Annotated in this window: 18 protein-coding genes and 1 riboswitch; of the genes, 8 read left to right on the top strand and 10 right to left on the bottom strand. The window is 70.2% G+C overall.

All coding sequences use genetic code 11. From position 1 onward, the window contains the following. On the bottom strand, window positions 1-1,084 hold a 1,084-nt coding region (locus tag A5691_RS09480; protein ID WP_068266543.1), incomplete at its 3' end, for a PPE family protein. Window positions 1,085-1,251: 167 nt separating this feature from the next. Next, window positions 1,252-1,434: riboswitch (cobalamin riboswitch) on the bottom strand. A gap of 41 nt (window positions 1,435-1,475) precedes the next feature. Then, window positions 1,476-3,053, bottom strand: a complete 1,578-nt coding sequence (locus A5691_RS09485; RefSeq protein WP_067886861.1) for a CdaR family transcriptional regulator — start codon at window positions 3,051-3,053, stop codon at window positions 1,476-1,478. An 81-nt stretch (window positions 3,054-3,134) separates the two neighbouring features. Here A5691_RS09485 and pruA point away from each other — a divergent pair, with 81 nt between their 5' ends. The 3 genes from pruA to A5691_RS09500 all read left to right on the top strand — a co-directional run bounded on the left by pruA (window position 3,135) and on the right by A5691_RS09500 (window position 6,586). Continuing rightward, entirely contained in the window at window positions 3,135-4,766 is a 1,632-nt protein-coding gene (gene pruA / locus A5691_RS09490; RefSeq protein ID WP_068017392.1) for an L-glutamate gamma-semialdehyde dehydrogenase, read from the top strand. Beyond that, window positions 4,766-5,728, top strand: a complete 963-nt coding sequence (locus A5691_RS09495) for a proline dehydrogenase family protein (protein WP_068017395.1) — start codon at window positions 4,766-4,768, stop codon at window positions 5,726-5,728. The genes pruA and A5691_RS09495 overlap by 1 nt, the downstream gene beginning before the upstream one ends. A gap of 111 nt (window positions 5,729-5,839) precedes the next feature. Next, complete coding sequence (locus tag A5691_RS09500) at window positions 5,840-6,586, top strand: MBL fold metallo-hydrolase (protein ID WP_068017398.1); 747 nt, start codon at window positions 5,840-5,842, stop codon at window positions 6,584-6,586. A 66-nt stretch (window positions 6,587-6,652) separates the two neighbouring features. Here the strand turns inward: A5691_RS09500 and A5691_RS09505 are convergent, their stop codons facing one another. From A5691_RS09505 to A5691_RS09525, 6 genes are read right to left on the bottom strand one after another with little or no spacing between them, the layout of a single operon-like run. Continuing rightward, window positions 6,653-7,258 carry a TetR/AcrR family transcriptional regulator gene (locus tag A5691_RS09505; RefSeq protein WP_068017401.1) on the bottom strand — a complete coding sequence of 202 codons (606 nt, stop codon included), beginning with the start codon at window positions 7,256-7,258 and terminating at the stop codon, window positions 6,653-6,655. A gap of 11 nt (window positions 7,259-7,269) precedes the next feature. Continuing rightward, window positions 7,270-8,439 carry a lipid-transfer protein gene (locus tag A5691_RS09510; RefSeq protein WP_067886876.1) on the bottom strand — a complete coding sequence of 390 codons (1,170 nt, stop codon included), beginning with the start codon at window positions 8,437-8,439 and terminating at the stop codon, window positions 7,270-7,272. Continuing rightward, complete coding sequence (locus A5691_RS09515) at window positions 8,436-8,891, bottom strand: MaoC family dehydratase (RefSeq protein WP_068017404.1); 456 nt, start codon at window positions 8,889-8,891, stop codon at window positions 8,436-8,438. The genes A5691_RS09510 and A5691_RS09515 overlap by 4 nt, the downstream gene beginning before the upstream one ends. After that, the gene (locus A5691_RS28915; protein WP_255392561.1) at window positions 8,888-9,016 is read right to left on the bottom strand and encodes a hypothetical protein; all 129 of its coding nucleotides are present in this window, start codon (window positions 9,014-9,016) and stop codon (window positions 8,888-8,890) included. Before A5691_RS28915 ends, A5691_RS09515 begins: the two co-directional genes overlap by 4 nt. A gap of 8 nt (window positions 9,017-9,024) precedes the next feature. Beyond that, the gene (locus A5691_RS09520) at window positions 9,025-9,435 is read right to left on the bottom strand and encodes a Zn-ribbon domain-containing OB-fold protein (RefSeq protein ID WP_067755730.1); all 411 of its coding nucleotides are present in this window, start codon (window positions 9,433-9,435) and stop codon (window positions 9,025-9,027) included. Beyond that, window positions 9,435-9,980 (bottom strand): MaoC family dehydratase N-terminal domain-containing protein, encoded by a 546-nt coding sequence (locus A5691_RS09525; RefSeq protein WP_067755727.1) that lies wholly within the window; start codon window positions 9,978-9,980, stop codon window positions 9,435-9,437. The genes A5691_RS09520 and A5691_RS09525 overlap by 1 nt, the downstream gene beginning before the upstream one ends. A 361-nt stretch (window positions 9,981-10,341) precedes the next feature. On the opposite strand from A5691_RS09525, the gene A5691_RS09530 reads away from it, so the two are divergent. From A5691_RS09530 to A5691_RS09545, 4 genes are all read left to right on the top strand, one after another. Then, window positions 10,342-11,811 (top strand): aldehyde dehydrogenase family protein, encoded by a 1,470-nt coding sequence (locus A5691_RS09530; RefSeq protein WP_068017422.1) that lies wholly within the window; start codon window positions 10,342-10,344, stop codon window positions 11,809-11,811. A 158-nt stretch (window positions 11,812-11,969) separates the two neighbouring features. After that, window positions 11,970-12,878, top strand: coding sequence for an alpha/beta fold hydrolase (locus A5691_RS09535; protein WP_067760957.1), 909 nt, complete (start codon window positions 11,970-11,972; stop codon window positions 12,876-12,878). Between the two features lie 29 nt (window positions 12,879-12,907). After that, window positions 12,908-14,329, top strand: coding sequence for an acyl-CoA synthetase (locus A5691_RS09540; RefSeq protein WP_068017406.1), 1,422 nt, complete (start codon window positions 12,908-12,910; stop codon window positions 14,327-14,329). Window positions 14,330-14,414: 85 nt separating this feature from the next. After that, complete coding sequence (locus A5691_RS09545) at window positions 14,415-15,710, top strand: MFS transporter (RefSeq protein WP_067760953.1); 1,296 nt, start codon at window positions 14,415-14,417, stop codon at window positions 15,708-15,710. Window positions 15,711-15,716: 6 nt separating this feature from the next. Here A5691_RS09545 and dapD read toward each other — a convergent pair whose 3' ends face one another. Beyond that, entirely contained in the window at window positions 15,717-16,670 is a 954-nt protein-coding gene (dapD, locus tag A5691_RS09550; protein ID WP_156675645.1) for a 2,3,4,5-tetrahydropyridine-2,6-dicarboxylate N-succinyltransferase, read from the bottom strand. Window positions 16,671-16,774: 104 nt separating this feature from the next. Here dapD and dapE point away from each other — a divergent pair, with 104 nt between their 5' ends. Further along, the gene (gene dapE / locus A5691_RS09555; RefSeq protein WP_068017409.1) at window positions 16,775-17,839 is read left to right on the top strand and encodes a succinyl-diaminopimelate desuccinylase; all 1,065 of its coding nucleotides are present in this window, start codon (window positions 16,775-16,777) and stop codon (window positions 17,837-17,839) included. On the opposite strand, the gene A5691_RS09560 is transcribed toward dapE, so the two are convergent. After that, on the bottom strand, window positions 17,840-19,963 hold the full coding sequence (locus tag A5691_RS09560; protein ID WP_068017411.1) for an AAA family ATPase: 2,124 nt from the start codon (window positions 19,961-19,963) through the stop codon (window positions 17,840-17,842). It lies immediately after the preceding gene. Window positions 19,964-19,987: the final 24 nt, after the last annotated feature.

Consider the following 19,987-nt stretch of genomic DNA (forward strand, 5'->3'; position numbering starts at 1 on the left):
GCCCAGCCAAACCCGTCAGGCCGGCGAGACCACCGGCCAGGGCGGGAACCACCAACGGAATCACCGACGCGGTCAGCAGCGGCACGATGACCGGGATCAGCACGATCATCTGCTCGAGCAGCGTCTTGATCAGCGCGATGGTGTCGGTGATGATCGTGCCGATCGCTTCGATGGCGGTGAACAACAAGGTCCAGGCGATGGTCGCGGGATTGCCCGAAGCGAACGCCGCGGCGAGGTCGGCCGCGATGAACGAGAAGGTCTGCGCCAGATAGGCGAAGTACGAGCCGAAATCCATCGGATAGCCCAGGGCGAACGCGATGTTGAACGGGTTGAGGAAGCTCAGCGGATTGCCGAGGACGGGCAGCCACGGGTCGAACCCCGAGAACAGCGTTTTGAAGAACGGGTTGTTCATCAGCAGATCGATGAACGGCTGGATGAACCTGTTGTAGAAGTCGATGAAGCCGATCCGCTCCAGCCAGTCGAGCACCTCGTTCTGCCGGTCGGGTGGCAGCGGCGACACGGAGGAAGCGGCCGCCGGCGTGTTGGCGGCCATGACTTGGGGGGCCGGCGTCGTTTCCGGGGCGGCGGCTACCGCAGCGGCGGCGGTGCCCTCGTAGGCGCTCATCACGGTGGCGGCCTGTGTCCACATCCGGGCGTAGTCGGCCTCATTGAGCGCGATCGGGACGGTGTTCAGGCCGAAGAAATTCGTCGCCACCAGCACGGCGTGGGTGGCGTGGTTGGCGGCCAGCTCGGGCAGGCTCGGCATGGCGGCCAGCGCCGCGCAATAGGCGGCGGCCACCGCTTGGTGCTGGGCGGCCATGGCCGCGCCGTCGGCGCCGGCGCGCGCCAGCCACGCGAGATACGGCGTGTGCGCGGCCAGGTAGGCATCCGCGGTCGGCCCGTCCCAAGCCCCGGCCTGCACCGCGCCCAGTAGCGCGGTCAGCTCGGCGGCGGCCTGGCCGTACTCGGCGCTCAGCGAGCTCCAGGTCGCCGCGGCGGCCAGCAGCGGGCCCGGCCCGGGTCCGCCGCTGAGTAGCGCGGAGTGCACCTCGGGAGGGGAGGCCATCCAGATCGGGGCGGTCATCGGCCGCCGCCTTGGGGAGTGGTCAAAGCCGTTGCCGCGCAGATCATGCGGGCGGGTCGGGTGTGAGCGTGGCGCCGGGGCGCTGAATCGGTGGTGGCGTCGACGGCCACCCATGCCTGGAGACGGGACATGGTGAGTGACAGCTCTCTCGGGGTGCACCGCCCCGGGTCGCAGGACGCGATGACGCGAGTGTCCTGGCTCTCGGATCGCCGCTCGCCTCGCCTTCCAGCTTTTCAGCCGTGGCTCTTGAGGGTCGCTCCCCGATGACAGTGGCGGGACCGCGCCGGATTCGCACCGGCTTCCTGCATCGTCATCACCTTACGGGTGACATTGTCGCATGGGTCGCGACCGCAGGTTGGCAAACCCCGGCAAAGTCCTCGGCGAAACCGCGTCAGCCGCCTTCGGCTACTCGCAGTGCCAGCGAAAACAGCAGCCGCGCCTCGGGATCGGCCAGCGATGTGTCCAACAACTTCTCGATACGCCGGATGCGATAGCGAACCGTGTTGGGGTGCACCCGCAACTTCCGCGCGGCGGACGCGATATCGCCGAAACCGTCCAGATACACGCGCAGCGTCTCGGCCAGGACGGGATCGTCGGCCCGCAGGCCGACGATCCGCGGGTCGGTCAGGCGCCGCTCGCGACCGATCAGGGTGACGATCTCGTCGAGCAGGACGGTGGTGCGCGCCTCGGCCAGCGACGTCACCTGCGGAATCGAAATGGGATGGCGCGCAGCGCTGTCCAGCACGCGGTCCAGCTCGGCGCGCGCGCCGGCGATTCCGGCGAGGCCGGCGACCGGTGCGGCGATGGCGGCCCGCAGCTGCACCCCGAGCTCCGTGCGCATTGCCGCGACGGTGCCGCGCACCCACGAGGACACGGCGCGGGCCTGCGTCTGGGGCAGCAGGACGTAGATGCGCGACCCGCGAGAGGCCACCTGGGCGTCCCGGCGAAAAGCGCTGGCGCTCAGCGCCATCACGTCGGCGAGCCGGACCTGCCGCGGTATGTCGTCCCCGGCGTCCCAGCCGATCAGCGCCGCGGTGTCGTCGGCGGCGAGGCCGAGTTCGCGGGCGACCGCATCCACGTCGGGTTCGCCGTCGACCAGGCCCAACAGCTGGTGCACCCGCCGCGCGTGGGTGGACGGCCGGGCGGCCAACCGCGCCATGATGCGCGCGGCCAGCACCGCCGCGCCCCGCAAGATCTCCTCGGCGTCGTCGGCCAGGGGTTGGCTGCCCTGCTGCACCCAGATGGTGCCGGCGAACTCCGGCGGCCGCCGCGCGTCGGGTTGGTAGATCCCGACGGCAAGCCGGGGGCGCAGACCCAACTCCGGGCGCTCGGCCACTCGGACCACCCCGTCGCCGGCTCGCAGCGCGTCGAAAATGCCCCACTGGCCGATCCATTCGAGATGCTCGGGCGGCCCCGCCCTGCCCAGGATGGACAGCCGGCGCAGCTCGTCGGCTTCGTCGTTGGAGGCCGAATACGCCAACACGTGCGACTGGGCATTCTCGATGCTGACCATGCCGTGGATGCGGTCGGCCAGCGACTGCGCCAAGCCGAACAGGTCGGTGCCCGAGTCCTCCGCCGCGTCCGCGCGGTCGCCGTGGTGCGCCAGCACGTGATTGACCAACTGATAGAGCCGCTCCCAGCGCGCCCGCGGCTCGACGGCCACCACCGCCGCCCCCGCCCCGACCGCCGCGCCCACCAACGCGGTCGACGGCTCCTTCGCGAAGATCGCCGCCGGCACGCGCTCGCGCGCCTGCTTGGCGATCCACCGCAGCGCCTCGTCGTCGGCGACCCCCAGCAGGAAGAACACGTCGGCCGAGCCCGCGGCCGCCGCCAACCCCAGCCGCACGTCGTCGCTGTCGATCAGCGCCGCCGAGCCGACCGCAAGGTCCAAGCCCCGCGGCGCCTCCACCAGGCTGACCAGGGTCGCGTCCAGCGCCAGCAGCAGCTGCCCCAGACCCACACCCGCCATTGTCCGATCGTACTACCGCAACGGCACTATCTTGTCCGATCGGCTAACTCGGGGAGTCGGCACGGCGAGGATCCTGGCAACATGGACGCGATCACCGAGGTGCCGTTGCCGGCCAACGAGCCGGTCCATGACTATGCGCCGAACTCGCCCGAACGCGGCCGGTTGCGCGGCGAATTGGCCGCGCTCGCCGACCAGCCCATCGACCTCCCGCACGTCATCGGCGGCAGACACCGGATGGGCGACGGTGACCGCGTCGACGTCGTTGCGCCACACCGTCATTCCGCCAGGTTGGGCACCCTGACGAACGCCGGCCACGCCGAGGCGGTAGCGGCGATCGACGCCGCCACCGCCGCCAAGCACACTTGGGCGGCAATGCCTTTCGACGAGCGCGCGGCCGTGTTCTTGCGGGCCGCCGATCTGCTCGCCGGGCCGTGGCGGGAGAAGATCGCCGCGGCGACGATGCTCGGCCAGTCAAAATCCGCCTACCAGGCCGAAATCGACTCGCCCTGCGAGCAGATCGACTTCTGGCGCTTCAACGTGGCCTTCGCGCGCCAGATCCTGGCGCAGCAGCCGATCAGCGGACCCGGGGAATGGAACCGCAGCGACTATCGCCCGCTCGACGGCTTCGTCTATGCCATCACGCCGTTCAATTTCACCTCGATCGCCGGCAACCTGCCGACCGCGCCGGCGCTGATGGGCAACACGGTGGTGTGGAAGCCGTCGATCACCCAGACGCTGTCGGCCTATCTGACCATGCAGCTGCTCGAGACGGCCGGGTTGCCGCCCGGCGTGATCAACCTCGTCGCCGGTGACGGCTTCGCCGTCTCCGAGGTCGCGCTGGCCGACCCGCGGCTGGCCGGCATCCACTTCACCGGTTCGACGGCCACCTTCCAGCACCTGTGGCAGCAAGTGGGCGCCAACATCGGCCGCTACCACAGTTATCCGCGACTGGTGGGCGAGACCGGCGGCAAGGATTTCGTGGTGGCGCACCCCTCGGCGCAGCCGGATGTGTTGCGCACCGCGCTGATTCGCGGTGCGTTCGACTACCAGGGGCAGAAATGCTCGGCGGCGTCGCGGGCGTTCGTCCCGCATTCGGTGTGGCGGCGGATGGGCGACGAATTCCTGGGCGAGTCGGCCGCGCTGCGCTACGGCGACATCACCGACCTGACCAACTACGGCGGCGCACTGATCGACCGGCGGGCGTTCACCAAGAACGTCGACGCCATCGAGCGGGCGAAGAGCGCCGCCCACGTCACCATCGCGGTGGGCGGCGAATACGACGACAGCGTCGGCTATTTCGTGCGCCCCACGGTGCTGCTCTCCGACGACCCCACCGACGAGTCGTTCGCCACCGAGTACTTCGGTCCGCTGCTGTCGCTGCACGTATACCCCGACGACGACTACGAACGAATCCTCGATGTCATCGACACCGGTTCGCGGTACGCGCTGACCGGTGCGGTCATCGCCGACGACCGCGACGCCGTGCTGACCGCGCAGGAGCGCCTGCGCTTCGCCGCCGGAAACTTCTACGTCAACGACAAGCCCACGGGCGCGGTCGTCGGGCGCCAGCCGTTTGGCGGCTCGCGCGGTTCGGGCACCAACGACAAGGCCGGGTCGGTGCTGAACCTGCTGCGGTGGACCTCGGCCCGCACCCTCAAGGAGACGTTCGTCCCGGCGACCCAGCACACGTATCCGCACATGGCGGCCGACTGATGCCGGGGCTGTTCGCCAGCACGCTGCGGCCGGCGATCATGGCCGCCAGCCGGCGATCGGGATTGCGGCGCGCCGCCGAAGGGCTGCCGGTGGCCCGCCGCGTGGTGCATCGCTTCGTGCCTGGCGAGACGATAGGGAGCGCGCTGGACAGCGTTGCGGCGCTGCGCGCTTCGGGCCGCTTGGTCAGCATCGACTATCTGGGTGAGGACGTGACCGACGCCGCCGACGCCGACGCGGCGGTGCGGGTCTACCTCGATCTGATCGACCGCCTGGGGCGCTTGGACGACGGCGGACCCGTTCGGCCGCTCGAGGTGTCGCTGAAGTTGTCGGCGCTGGGGCAGGCGCTGGGGCGCGACGGTGAGAAGGTCGCCCGGGAGAACGCCCACGCGATTTGCGAGGCGGCGCGGCGGGCCGGCGTGTGGGTCACGGTGGACGCCGAAGACCACACCACGACGGATTCGACGCTGTCGATCGTGCGCGATCTGCGGCTCGACTTTCCCTGGCTGGGCCTGGCTTTGCAGGCCTACCTGCGGCGCACCCTCGCCGACTGTGCCGAATTTGCGGCGACGGGAGCCCGAATTCGGTTGTGCAAGGGCGCCTACGACGAACCGGCGGCGGTCGCCCATCGCGACCCCGCCGCCGTGATGGAGGCCTACCTGCGCTGCCTGCGGGTGCTGATGGCCGGCTCGGGCTACCCGATGGTGGCCAGCCACGACCCGGCCATCATCGAGGCGGTGCCCGCGCTGGCGCGCGAAGCGGGCCGCTCCGCAGCCGATTTCGAGCATCAGATGCTTTACGGCATCCGTGATCTCGAGCAGCGCCGGCTTTCGGAAGCGGGAAACCAGGTCCGCGTGTACGTGCCGTTCGGCACCCAGTGGTACGGCTACTTCATGCGCCGGCTGGCCGAGCGGCCCGCCAACCTGACGTTCTTTCTGCGGGCTCTGGCGCAGCGCGGGCATTGAGTGTGCGTCGAGGGCTTCGAGCGTGCCGGCTGGGCGACGACACGCCGACGGTCACCGCCCTGACCGCACGGTCAAAGCCCACAGCGCACCAACGGGCGTAGCCTTTCGGCCATGAGCCTGGTCATCGAGGAGATGCCCGATCTCGGTATCACCCGGGTCTCGCGCTGGGTCTTCAACTGCTACGTCCTGCGCGGCGGCGACGGCGCGGTGGTGGTCGACGCCGGATTGCCCCGGGTCGCCAGCGATCTGGCGGGGATGCTGAATCGGCTCGGCGGCACGGTGCACGCGGTGGTGGCGACGCATGGACACAGCGACCACGTCGCCGGCGCCGCCGAACTGGCCGCCCGCTATCCAGCCCCCATCTGGTTGCCCGCCCGCACGCTTACCTACCTCGACGGGGCGAAGCCGCGCACGCCGACTATCGGCCGGGCCGCGAGCATCTGGCCCACCCTGATCGATCAGCCACTCGATCGCGTCGGCTTCAGCGGGTTCCTGGGCGGCGCTCGGCTGGCGGGGTACGGCACGCCGGCCGGCATGCGCTGGACGGGGGCGTCGCCCCGCGGCGGGCTGACCGACGGCCAGTCGCTGCCCGGCGCGCCGGAGTGGACCGTCATCAACGCGGGCGGTCACACCGACGACAGCATCGCGCTGTGGAACCCGACGACGCGCACGCTGCTCTCGGGTGACGCCGTGCTGACCGTGCGCGGCAAGGTTTGGCACACGCCGGAAATCGTCGACGCGGCCAGCGCCGCCGCCACGCGAAAGCGCTTGGAAGAGTTGCCGGTTGCGCATCTTTTGCCGGGCCACGGGCGACCGGTTCATGCCGCGGAAACCGTGTGGCCGCAACAGCGTCGTTGATGTCGCCAGGGTGGCGACACGCCGACAGTCACCGCCCCGGACGCACAGCTCAAAGCTGGGGAGCCGCTAGCCGCGGCGCGGCCGCGGCCGGTCGCCCGCGAAGCCACGCACCACGTGCGCGCGCGCGAACTCGGCCGCCACCTCGGGATCGTCCATGTCGCGCATCGAGGACGGCGTGCTGAAGAGCGAGAACAGGATGCGCGCAAACCATTCCGCGGCGGCCTCGACGTCGAGGTCCTTGCGCACCTCGCCGGTGAGCCGCGCGGCCGACAGGTAGGGCGCGAAGAAGTCGACGCACTCACGCAGCAGCACGGCCGCGTCCTTGGTCAGCAACAGGCTGACCGCGTCCTCGTCGAAGTACTTCTCGGACGCGATGGACCGCCGCGCCTGGGTTACGAAAACCGCTGCCTGGCTGAGCTTTTCCTCGAGTGAACCGCCCCGGTCCATGGCCTTTGACATCTCCCGATAGAACCGCTCGGAGGCGTGTTCGGCGCACGCCTCGATGATCGCGGCCTTGTCGCTGAAGTACTCGTAGATGGTGCTGCGGGAAACGCCTGCCGTCCTGGCGATGTCTACTATCGTCGCCTTCTGCAGTCCCTGTTTGCCGAAACAGGCGTACGCGGATTCCACGATCAGCTCGCGGGTTTCGATGGCCTGTGCCGCTTCCCTCATCACGACATCCTCTAATCCGAGGGCGCGAGGATCAAACCGCTGGTGGGCACCCCGGTGCCCGACGTGACCAGGACGTGCTCGACGTTGTCGACCTGGTTGTAGGACGTGCCGCGCACCTGGCGCACCCCCTCGGTGATGCCGTTCATGCCGTGGATGTAGGCCTCGCCGAGCAGTCCGCCGTTGGTGTTGATCGGGAACTCTCCGCCCAGCGAGAGCCGCTCGACGGTGGCGAAGTCCTTCGCCTCGCCGCGCCCGCAGAATCCGAGTTCCTCCAGCTGGGTGAACACGAACGGCGTGAAATGGTCGTAGATGAAGGCGGTTTGGATGTCCTGCGGCTTGAGGCCCGAGTCGCGCCACAGCCGCTGGGCGACCACACCCATTTCGGGCAGGCCGGTGATGTCGTCGCGGTAGTAACTGGTCATCATCTCGCCGTTGGCGGCCGCCCCCTGGGCGGCCGCGGTGATGATGGCCGGCGGCTGCCGGAGGTCGCGCGCGCGTTCGGCGCTGGTGACCACGAGCGCGACCCCGCCGTCGCTCTCCTGGCAGCAATCCAGCAGCCGCAGCACGGGTTCGACGATCCAACGCGAATTCTGGTGGTCTTCCAGTGTGATCGGGCGCTGGTAGAACCAGGCGTCGGGATTGCGGGCCGCGTGTGTGCGGTCCACGACCGCGATGCGGCCGAAGTCCTCGTTCGTGACGCCGTAGGTCGACATGTAACGCTGGGCGTGCATCGCGACCCACGCGGCGGGGGTGAGCAAGCCAAAGGGCGCGTAATGCGCCATGAACAAAGGGGTTCCGAGGTCGGTGCGCCCGCTGCCGCCGAACCGCATGCCGGAGCGTTCGTTGAAGGCGCGCCAGCACACCACCACGTCGGCGACGCCCGTCGCGACGGCCATCGCGGCGTGCACGACGGTACCGGCCGCGGCCCCGCCGCCGTGGTGCACGCGGGAGAAGAAGCTCAGGTCACCGATGCCGACGTTGCGCGCGATCTCGATCTCATCGCTGGAATCCATGGTGAAGGTGACCATGCCGTCGACGTCGCTGGGTGCCAGTCCGGCGTCGTCGAGTGCGGCGCTCACCGCCTCGCAAGCCAATTGTAGTTCGCTGCGGCCGGACTCCTTGGAGAATTCGGTCTGGCCGATCCCGACGATGGCGGCGGCGCCCGGCAGCGAGCCGCTCATGCGCCCGCCTCGTCGAGCAGGCTGAGGACCGCGGTGCCCGAGACGTGGTCACCCAGGCTGTTCGAACCCTTGAACGTCACCTCGACGAAGTTCTCACCACCGGTGCCCTCGGTCTTCCCGGTGACGCTGCCGGTGAAGCGTAGCGGGTCGTCCGGAAAGCACGGCACGCCAAGGCGTATCGACAGCTTCTTGACCATCGCTTCGGGTCCGGCCCAGTCGGTGAGGAACCGGACGCAGTAGCCGTTGGTGGTCAGGATGTTCATGAACAGGTTGGGCGAACCCTGCTTCTTGGCGTAGTCGCGGTCGTGGTGCACGGGCATGAAGTCGCGGGTCGCGATCGCCCCGGCGACGATCATCGTTGTGGTGATCGGGACTTCGAGCGGGGTGACCTCGTCGCCGATGGAGATGTCCGCCCAGCGCAGGGTGGTGGTGCGGCTCGCGGTGGTCGTCATGAAAGTCCTTCCGAATACGTCGCGCCGATGCCGCCGTGGACGTGCCGGGCGGTCGCGGCGACGCGCGCGCCGGCCTCCGCGGCCCAGGATTCGGGCTTAGGCTCTTCGGTGAAGGTGAAGTCCATGCCCCCGCCTACCCAACCGGCCGGAACTGGTGCAGCACCAAGTCTTCGGAGCCAGGACCGTCGAAACTTTGGTAACACACCTCGACCGGCATCCCCGTTCTCACGTCGGCCGGGTCGATGCCGGTCAGGTTGGATACCAGCCGCACGCCCTCTTCGAGTTCCACCAGCACGACGACGTAGGGATAGTCGAAGAACGGGAACTTCGGTTCGTGCGGCATCACGTAGCTGTAGACGGTGCCGCGCCCCGACGACTCGACGGTGTCCCAGTCCAGGGAACGGCAGTGGGGGCACATCGGGCGGGGCGGGTGGCGCAGCTGTCCGCATCCGCCGCAGCGCTGGATCAGCAGCTTGTTGTCCCGCAACCCGTTCCAGAAGAACTCGGTGTCCTTGGTGATGGCCGGCGCAAGTCGGGTCGCCATCAGCGCTCCGGCCTGAATCGCAGCACCCGGAATCGCTGCCTTCCCAGAACTTCTCCGTTCTGGTCGGTGTAGGTGGTCAGCCAGGTCAAAAAGAAGCCGGTGCCCAGCGCCGTCTTCTTCTCCTCGGAGACCGATTCGTACACCGTCGTCGCGCTGATGATGTCGCCCAGGCGCGGGTAACGCTCGATCTCGAACTCCGAGTTGGTCGCCACGGTGCTGGTGTAACCGGCCTCGTCCAGGAACGCCGTTGGGTTGCCTTTGATTTCGACGGGAGCGCCACCGCGCTCGCCGATGCCCTCCAGGAGCGGTGACGGCATGGTCCAGGTCTGCAGCATCACCGGCGGCGACACGATGCCTCCGAACCGCGATCTCTCGGCGAACTCCGGGTCGAGGTAAACGGGATTCATGTCGGCCATCGCGTACGCCCAGTGCCGGATCATCGGCTGGTTGACCGGATCTGGGGCCAGCGAGGGCTTTCCGGTGCCGCCGGTCGGTTGACCGACCAGGGCCTTAACCTTGGCGCTGACGGTTTCTGAGTCGGTCACTTGTGGCTGTCCTCCTACTGTGCGGTGGCGCGAGGTCACGAGAACGAAAAGTTCGGTGGTGACGTCATTTAAGTAAACCGGCGCCGTCGCGCGGATCCCGCGACGGTTGGTAAGGATTGCGCGTCGGGAAGGGAAGGAAACGCGGTGGAAAAGCGGTCCGCACGGCGGCCTCCCGGATAAGCGATCCGACAGATTGGGGTGATGTGTCTTGCGGCCTTGTGTTTACCCTGGCGCCCCGTCCCTGTCAACACCGATACGAAGCGCGAAAACGGTGTGCAATTCGCGTGGTTGATGATTGACCGCACGGGAGCGCGGGTGTACACCAAGTGGTTAGATGACCGACGTTCGGGTGAGGAAGCGCATGACCGAGCTACAGACTCAGCGATCCCTTGTCGACACCTATCAGCTCTACATCGACGGCAGATGGGTCGAGCCGGAGGGCGGCCGCTACGACGACATCAACCCGGCCACCGAACAACCCGTCGGCACCGCCCCCGACGCGAGCGTCGCCCAGGTCGGCGCGGCCATCGGCGCAGCCCGCCGGGCCTTCGACGACGGGCCCTGGGGCACAATGGATCCGGATCAGCGGGCCGGCTGCCTGAACCAGCTGGGTGAGGCCCTGCTCAAGCACGCCGACGAGATCTTCGCGCTGTCCCAGGTCGAATGGGGCTGCGTCACAAACGAGCGGATGATGCAGATCGACGGCGCCGGCTACATGTCCATGCATGCCGCCCAGCTCGCCACCAAGCTGATCGACCAGCCGGTCACCGGGATCGGCGCCGGAACGACGTTGCTGCGCCACGAGCCGCTCGGCGTCGTCTCGATCCTGACGCCGTGGAACTTCCCGCACTGCCTCAACGTCATGAAGGTGAACAACGCGCTGGCCGCGGGCAACACCGTCGTGCTCAAACCCTCACCGCTGACGCCGCTGGCCGGGCTCGCGCTCGCGCGCATCATCGACGAGGAGACCGACATCCCGCCCGGCGTGGTCAATGTCGTCACGCCGTCGGGCCTCGAGGCCGCCAAGCTGCTCACGACGGATCCGCGCATCGACATGATCAGCTTCACCGGCAGTTCCGCCGTTGGTTGCGAAGTCATGCGGTCGGCGGGCGACGCCATGAAGCGGCTGTTGCTGGAGTGCGGCGGGAAGTCGGCCAGCATCATCCTCGACGACACGCAGGTGACCGACGACATGCTGCGGCAGATGCTGTTCGACTGCTGCTCGTTGCATGCCGGGCAGGCCTGCATCCTGCACAGCCGGCTGCTGCTTCCCGATTCGCTGCACGACGACGTCGTCGATCGGCTCGTCGCGCTGGCCCGCGACGTCAAGGTAGGCGACCCCACCGACCCGACGGTGCAAATGGGCCCGCTGATCAGCGCGGCGCAACGCGACCGGGTGCAGGCGCACGTCGACGGCGCGGTCCGCGACGGCGCGACGCTGGCCACCGGCGGCGGTCGCCCGGTCGGCCTGGACGTCGGCTACTACTTCGAACCGACGATTCTCACCGGCGTGCAACCGGATTCGACGATCGCGCAGGAGGAAGTGTTCGGCCCCGTGCTCTCGGTGCTGCGCTACCGCGATGACGACGACGCCGTCGCGATCGCGAACAACTCGTGCTACGGGCTGTCCGGCGCCGTATGGGGCGCCGACGTCGACCGGGCTGTGGCGATCGCCCGGCGCATGCGCACGGGCCAGGTCGCGGTGAACGGCATCGGGCCGGGCGACGCGCCGTTCGGCGGCTTCAAACTGAGCGGGTTCGGCCGGGAGAGCGGCGGGATCAGCGGCTTGCATCAGTACATGGAGGTGAAGGCCATCGGAGTTCCGGCGTGACGGAGCCGCTCGCGGGGATCCACGTCGTCGCACTCGCCACCGAGGAGGTCGGGCCGGCCTAGGCCTGTCCTTGGCCGAACGGGTCATCGGTGAGCTGCCGCTCAACGCCGGAGCCGTGAGCATTTCGTAAACGGCCCGTCACATGCGAGGCTGCTGGCATGGTCATCGAGATCGCCCGCCCGAAGCTCGAAGGAAACATTGCCGTCGGGGAGGACCGCCAGATCGGCTTCGCCGAATTCGGCGACCCGCAGGGGCGCGCGATGTTCTGGTTCCACGGAACGCCCGGCGCCCGCCGGCAGATCCCGGTAGAGGCGCGCGTCTACGCCGAGAACCATCACATCCGCCTGATCGGCTTGGACCGTCCCGGAACCGGCTCCTCGACGCCCCACCGCTATCCGAATATCCGGGCCTTCGCCGACGACCTGGGCACCATCGCCGACACGCTGGGCATCGACAAGATGGCCGTCATCGGCCTGTCCGGCGGCGGCCCCTACGCGCTGGCGGCCGCCGCCGTGCTCTCCGATCGCGTCGTGGCGGCCGGCATCCTCGGCGGCGTCGCGCCCTTCCTCGGCGACGAGGGCATCACCAGCGGGCTGATGAACCTGGGCAAGCGGATGGCGCCCCTGCTGAAGCTGGGCGGCGATCCCCTGCGGATCGGCGCGAGTCTGGTCATCCGGATGATCCGCCCGGTCGCGAACCCCGGGCTGCTGCTCTACGCCGCGATATCGCCCGAGGGCGACCGGCGCCTGTTGACCCGGCCGGAGTTCGGCGCCATGTTCCTCGACGACCTGCTCAACGGCAGCCGCAAGCAACTGGCGGCCCCGTTCAACGACATCATCCTGTTCACCCAGGACTGGGGATTCCGGCTCGACGAGGTCAAGGTCCCGGTCCGCTGGTGGCACGGCGACAGCGACCACATCGTGCCGTTCGCGCACGGCGAGCACGTGGTGTCCCTGCTGCCCGACTGCGAGCTGATCGTGCTGCCGGGCGAGAGCCACCTCGGCGGCCTGGGCCGCGGCGAGGAGATCCTGTCCACCCTGACCAAGATCTGGGACGAGCAAGGCTGACCCTCCCCGCCGCCGGGTAGCCTGCTGAAGTGCTGCTGGCGTCCCTGAATCCCGCGGCGGTCAACGCCACCGACATCGCCGACGCGGTGCGCATCGACGGCGCCGTGCTGAGCCGCAGCGACCTGGTCGGCGCCGCCACCTCGGTGGCCGAGCGGGTCGCCGGGGCACAGCGGGTCGCGATCCTGGCCACGCCGACCGCGTCGACGGTGCTGGCGGTCACCGGCTGCCTGATCGCCGGCGTGCCGTTCGTCCCGGTGCCCGCCGACGTCGGCGCGTCCGAGCGCCGCCACATGCTCACCGATTCCGGGGTGCGGGCCTGGCTCGGCCCCGTCCCCGACGAGTCGGAGGGGCTGCCGCACATCCCGGTGCGGCTGCACGCCCGGTCCTGGCACCGCTACCCCGAGCCGTCGCCCGACGCCACCGCGATGATCATCTACACCTCCGGGACCACCGGGCTGCCCAAGGGCGTGGTGTTGAGCCGGCGCGCGATCGCCGCCGACCTCGACGCCCTGGCGGAGGCCTGGCAGTGGACACCGGACGACGTGCTGGTGCACGGCCTGCCGTTGTTTCACGTGCACGGGCTGGTACTGGGGTTGCTCGGGTCGCTGCGGATGGGAAACCGCTTCGTGCACACCGGAAAACCGACACCGGCGAATTACGCGCAGGCCTGTTCGGACGTGGGCGGCACGCTGTTTTTCGGGGTGCCCACGGTGTGGTCGCGGGTGGCCGGAGACGAGGCCGCCGCCCGGGCGCTGCGCCCGGCGCGGCTGCTGGTGTCCGGGAGCGCACCGCTGCCGGTGCCGGTGTTCGACCGGCTGGCCCGGCTGACCGGCCATGAGCCGGTCGAACGCTACGGAGCCTCCGAATCGCTGATCACGCTGTCCACCCGCGCGGACGGCGAGCGACGCGCCGGCTGGGTGGGTCTGCCAATCACCGGCGTGCAGACCAGACTGCTCGACGAGAATGGCGCCCCGGTGCCGCACGACGGGGAAACCGTTGGGCGCCTTGAGGTTCGGGGCCCAATGATGTTCGACGGCTACCTGAACCGACCGGAGGCCACCGCCGAGGCGTTCGACGCCGACGGCTGGTACCGCACCGGTGACGTGGCCGTCATCGACGGCGGCGGCATGCACCGCATCGTGGGCCGCGAGTCGGTGGACCTGATCAAGTCCGGCGGCTACCGGATCGGCGCCGGCGAGATCGAGACCGCGTTGCTCGGCCATCCCGGGGTGCGGGAGGCCGCGGTCGTCGGAATGCCGGACCAAGACCTCGGCCAGCGGATCGTCGCGTTCATCGTTGGCGCGGAAGGTCTGGACGCCGACGACCTGATCAACCACGTCGCCCAAGAGCTTTCCGTGCACAAGCGGCCGCGCGAGGTGCGGCTGGTGGACGCGCTGCCCCGCAACGCGATGGGCAAGGTGCTGAAAAAACAGCTGCTGGCCGACGGCTGACACGCAGCAAGTTGCCAGCTTCAGCGCCGAGCGTGACCGGCAAGCTTCACCTACCGTCGTAACCGTGCACCGGCCTACCACCCCCATGCGGCGGATTGCCGCCGCCTGCCTCGTCGGCTCGGCCATCGAGTTCTACGACTTCCTGATCTACGGGACCGCGGCGGCGCTGGTGTTTCCCACGGTGTTCTTCCCGGCGCTCGGTCCGACGCTGGCCACCGTCGCCGCCATGGCGACGTTCGCAACGGCGTTCCTGTCCCGCCCGCTGGGGGCGGCCGTCTTCGGCTACTTCGGGGACCGGCTCGGCCGCAAGAAGACGCTGGTGGCCACGCTGCTGATCATGGGCGCCTCGACGGTGAGCGTCGGCATGGTCCCCAGCACGGCGTCGATCGGCATCGCGGCGCCGCTGATCCTGATCGTGTTGCGGCTGTTGCAGGGGTTCGCGGTCGGCGGCGAGTGGGCGGGATCGGCCCTGCTGAGCGCCGAGTACGCCCCGACCGGCAAGCGCGGCTGGTACGGCATGTTCACCCTGCTCGGCGGCGGCACCGCCGGAATCCTCGCCAGCCTGACGTTTCTGGCCGTAAACGTCACCATGGGGGAGAACAGCCCGGCGTTCATGGCGTGGGGATGGCGGGTCCCGTTCCTGATCAGCAGCGGGCTGATCGGCATCGCGTTGTACGTGCGGCTGAACATCGAAGAGACTCCGCTCTTCGTCGAGGAGAAGGCCCGCGACCTGATACCCAAGGCGCCGCTCGCGGAGCTGCTGCGGTTACAGCGGCGGGAGATCGTCCTCGTCGCGGGCAGCTTCCTGGGCGGCATGGGCTTCGTCTACCTGGGCAACACCTTCCTCGTCATGTACGCCCACAACCATCTGGGCTACTCGCGGAGCTTCATCTGGGGCGTCGGCGCGCTGGGCGGGCTCACCAGCATGGTGTTCGTCGCGTTCTCGGCGTGGATCTCCGACCGGGTCGGGCGGCGTCGGGTGATGCTGTGCGGGCTGGTGGCGTGCCTGCCGTGGGCGTTCGCGGTCGTCCCGCTGCTGGACACCCGCAGGCCGGTGTTGTACGTCGTCGCCATCGTCGGCATGTTCGGCGCGGCGGCGGTGGCCAACGGTCCCACGGCGGCGTTCGTGCCCGAACTGTTCGCCACCCGCTACCGCTACAGCGGCGCGGCGGTGGCGATGAACCTGGCCGGCGTCCTCGGGGCGGCCGTGCCGCCGCTGATGGCCGGCACCCTGCTGGCGACCTACGGCAGCTGGGCGATCGGGCTCATGATGGCCACGCTTGTGGTGGCCAGTTTCGCGTCCGTCTATCTGCTGCCCGAAACCAGGGGAACGACGCTGGGCGCCGTCCCCGCCGCGGAGAAGGTCGCCGCGGACGTCTAGCCGCGCTCAGTTGGCGTGCAGGTCCTCGTTGAGGGCGATGCCCTGACCGCCGCGGGCCACCACCTCGACGGCCCCGCTGACCGAGTTGCGCCGAAACAGCAGGTTGTTGCCGCCGGACAGCTCCAGGGCCTTCAGCAGCTGGCCGTCGGGCGTGGCGACCTTGGTGCCCGCGGTCACGTAGAGGCCGGCTTCGACGACGCAGTCGTCGCCCAGCGAGATGCCCAGCCCCGCGTTGGCGCCGAGCAGGCACCGCTTGCCGATCGAGATGACCTCGGTACCACCGCCGGACAGCGTGCCCATGATGGACGCCCCACCGCCGATGTCGGAACCGTCGCCCACCACCACGCCGGCCGAGATGCGGCCCTCCACCATCGACGCGCCCAGGGTGCCGGCGTTGTAGTTGACGAAGCCCTCGTGCATCACCGTCGTACCGGGCGCCAGGTGGGCGCCGAGGCGCACCCGGTCGGCGTCGGCGATGCGCACCCCGGTCGGCACGACGTAGTCGACCATCCGCGGGAACTTGTCGATGCCGTAGACGGTCACGGGCCCGTGCCGGCGAAGCCGCGCCCGGACGGCCTCGAACCCGTCGACCGCACACGGACCGCGGTTAGTCCACACGACATTGGTCAATACCCCGAACAGCCCGCCGGCGTTCAGCCCGTGCGGCGTCACCAACCGGTGCGACAACAGATGCAGCCGCAGGTAGGCGTCGTAGGCGTCGGCGGCCACGTCGTCGAGCGAGCCGATGACCGTCCGCACCGCGACGGTCTCGGTGCCGCGGTCGTCGTCCCGGCCGACCAGCGCCACCAGCTCCGGCGGGATGTCCGACAACGCCAGCCGAGACGTGCCGCCGGTGCCCGATTCGGTCAGTTCCGGTGCGGGAAACCACGTGTCGAGGATCGATCCGTCGGCGGCCAGCGTCGCCAGTCCGACGCCCACAGCTCCAGTCACGGCGGCCAGGTTACTTGGGCCGCCGAGCAGACGCAGAATCGCATCCGAAGGCGGCCGATAGTGCGATTGTGCGTCTGCTCGCCGAATGAGGGCGACCCATTACCCTTGGACCCGTGCTGGACTTGCGCGGGGACCCGATCGAGCTGACCGCGGCGTTGGTCGACATCCCCAGCGAATCACGAGACGAGGCGCGCCTGGCCGACGAGGTGGAGGCCGCGCTGCGCGCCCAGACGTCCGGTTTCGAGATCGTCCGCAACGGCAACGCCGTGCTGGCGCGCACCCGCCGCCAGCGGCCGTCGCGAGTCCTGCTGGCCGGACATCTCGACACCGTCCCGGTCGCGGGCAACCTGCCCAGCCGCCGCGAGGACGGCGACCTGTACGGGTGCGGCGCCGCCGACATGAAGTCGGGTGACGCGGTCTTCCTTCATCTGGCCGCGACCGTGGCCGAACCGGTCCACGACCTGACCCTGGTGTTTTACGACTGCGAGGAAATCGACGCGGCGGCAAACGGTTTGGGCCGCATCGAGCGCGAGCTGCCCGACTGGCTGTCCGCCGACGTGGCCATCCTGGGCGAGCCCACCGGCGGCTACATCGAGGCCGGCTGCCAGGGCACGCTGCGCGTCGTGATCAGCGCCACCGGAACGCGCGCCCACTCGGCGCGGCCGTGGTTGGGCGACAACGCCATTCACAAGCTCGGCGCCGTCGTGGACCGGCTGGCCGCCTACTCCGCGCGCACCGTCGACATCGACGGATGCGAATACCGCGAGGGCCTGTCCGCCGTCCGCATCGACGGCGGCGTGGCGGGCAACGTCATCCCCGACGCGGCCGCGGTCACGGTCAACTTCCGCTTCGCGCCCGACCGGTCGTTAGCCGCGGCGCTGCAGCACGTGCACGAGGTGTTCGACGGGCTCGACGTGCGGATCGAGCAGACCGACGCCGCCGCGGGCGCGCTGCCCGGGCTGTCGCAGCCCGCGGCCAAGGCGCTGGTCGAGGCCGCCGGGGGACACGTCCGGGCGAAGTACGGGTGGACCGACGTCGCGCGGTTCGCCGCGCTGGGCATCCCGGCCGTCAACTTCGGCCCGGGCGATCCCAACCTCGCGCACCGGCGCGACGAGAGCGTCCCGGTCGCCAACATCACCGCTGCGGTGGACATGCTGCGCGGCTACCTCGGCGGCTAGTCAGCCCGCGCACCGCCGCGCCTGCGCGGCCGCGTCGGCGGCCGCCGCGCGCATTCCGACCGCGGCCAGGTCGTCCGACGCCGCCAGCAGCGCCGCACCATCGCCAGCCGCCAGCGCCTGCGCGTGGGCGAGCGCGAGTTTGCCTGCCGCGCAGTCGATCTCGTCACACAGCCGGCCCAACGGATCGGCCGCGCGGGTGTCGCCGAGCCGCACGGCCTCGTGCCACACGCGCATCGCCACCGCCCGCTGCCCGCCGCGCTCGGCCATGCGGGCGGCATCGCGGGCGGCGGCCACCGCACCGTGGGCGTCGCGCATCGAGGCCAGCCGCCACGCCCGGGCGACGCCGAGCTCCGGCGCGAACAGCGCCGACTTGGTACCGTGCCGGGATTCGGCCCTTCCCAACGTTTTTCCCGCGGCCGCGATATCACCCTGCTGGGCCAGGGCGGTGGCCAACAACGTCAGCGAGAGCGGCCCCCACGAATAGCCGGTGCGTTCCAGCGTCGCGGCCGCCGGGCCCAATAGCGCGGCGGCCCGGGCGAATTCACCGTCGGCGAGCAACACATGGGCCAGCAGCACCTCGCCGATCGCGCGGCCCGGCTGCTGCAACTCGGCGAAATCGGTGAACTGCTGGGCGAGTTCGCGGGCCGCCTCGAGCCGGCCCGCCATCAACAGCGCGGTGGTCTGCCCCAACCCGATGGTGAAACGCAGCAACCCGGGATGTTCGGCGGCCAGGGCGCGCTGGGCCAGCGGCTCGACGTCGTCGAAACGCCCCTGCCGCGCCGCGCACAGCGCCGCCGCGCTGGCCGCCCAGGCCACCGCCTGGTCGTCGGCGTCCGGCGCGGCCAGCACCTCGCCGGCGACCTTCACGGCGTGCCCGACGTTGCCCGCGTTCATCGCGAACGTGGCGCTCAGCGCGTCCAGGGTGGTACGGGCGCCAGCGTCCGCGACGCGATTGCGGACGGTGCGCAGAAACGCGGTGGCCCGCTCGGGCTCACCGAGCATCCAGAACTGGTTGGCCGCGCGCAGCAGCGCCCAGTCCATGAGCGCGGCTTCGGTCAGCGCGGCGGGGTCCAGCCCGCCCAGCACCGCGTCGGCCTCGCGGCCGCGGCCCTGCCACCCCAGGGCGTGCGCCAGCGCCAGCCGTGCGGCCAGCCCGCCGGAGCGCTCCAGCGCCGAGGAGGCCAGCCGTTCGCCCAGGGCCAGGTCGCCCAGCCGCAGCGCCTGCTGCGCGGCGGCCACCACCTCGGCGGTCGGCTGGGGGGCGTCGCTGTCCAGGGCCAGTGACGCCAACCGCAGCCGGTCGCCGAGGTGGTCCGGCGAGTGCTGCGTCAGCAGCCGCACCAACTCGGTGCGCCGTTGCCGCGCGGCGTCGCCGCCGAGCGCGGCGCGCGCCCGCTCGGCGAACAGCGGGTGGGCCGTGTACACCACCGGCTCGTCCGACTCCCCGCCGCGCGCCCGCGTCTCCACCGCCCCGCAGTCGGTGGCCTCGCGGACCGCGTCCGCGCCGGTCAGGGCGCCCAGGTCGGCGAGCGACAGCGGCTCCGAGACGGCGAGGTAGTCCAGCACCGCCCGGGCCGCCGCGGGGATTTCGGCGAGGAACGCGTCGACCTCGGCAGCCGTGGTCATCCCGCCGGTCGGTTCGATGTCGATTCTCGGAAGCACGCGATCGGTCCACAGCGCCGCGATGGCCTCGGGAGACGACGCCGCGCGGCCGGTGACGATCAGCCTGGCCCTGCCGGCCAGCGCCAGCTGGTACACCAGGGTCGCCGACAGGATGTCCAGGTCGTGGGCGTCATCGACGACGAGCAGAAGATCCCCGTGCTCGGGGCCGTCCAGTGACGCCCGGGCGGCGCGCAACAGCGCGGCCGGCTTGCCGATGTCGGCGATCTCGACCAGGTGGCCGAAGGCGCCGAACGGCACCGCCCGCTCGGTCGGGGTGCCGGTGACCCAGCGGACGCGGGTGTCCGGGTGGTCGCGGCCGAAGTCCTCGGCGGCCATCTGGGCCAAGGTGGACTTGCCGCAACCGTCCGGGCCGAGGACGACCGCACCCCTCCCCGTCGCGAGCGCCGCGGCCAGCCGCTCCAGGGCCGAGGCGTGCTGGGGGACGTTCCATCGAATCGGCATCGCCGGATTTTATTGCGCGCGGTA

The sequence above is a fragment of the Mycobacterium sp. E183 genome (assembly GCF_001667735.1).
In the GTDB taxonomy this organism is placed as follows: Bacteria; Actinomycetota; Actinomycetes; order Mycobacteriales; family Mycobacteriaceae; genus Mycobacterium.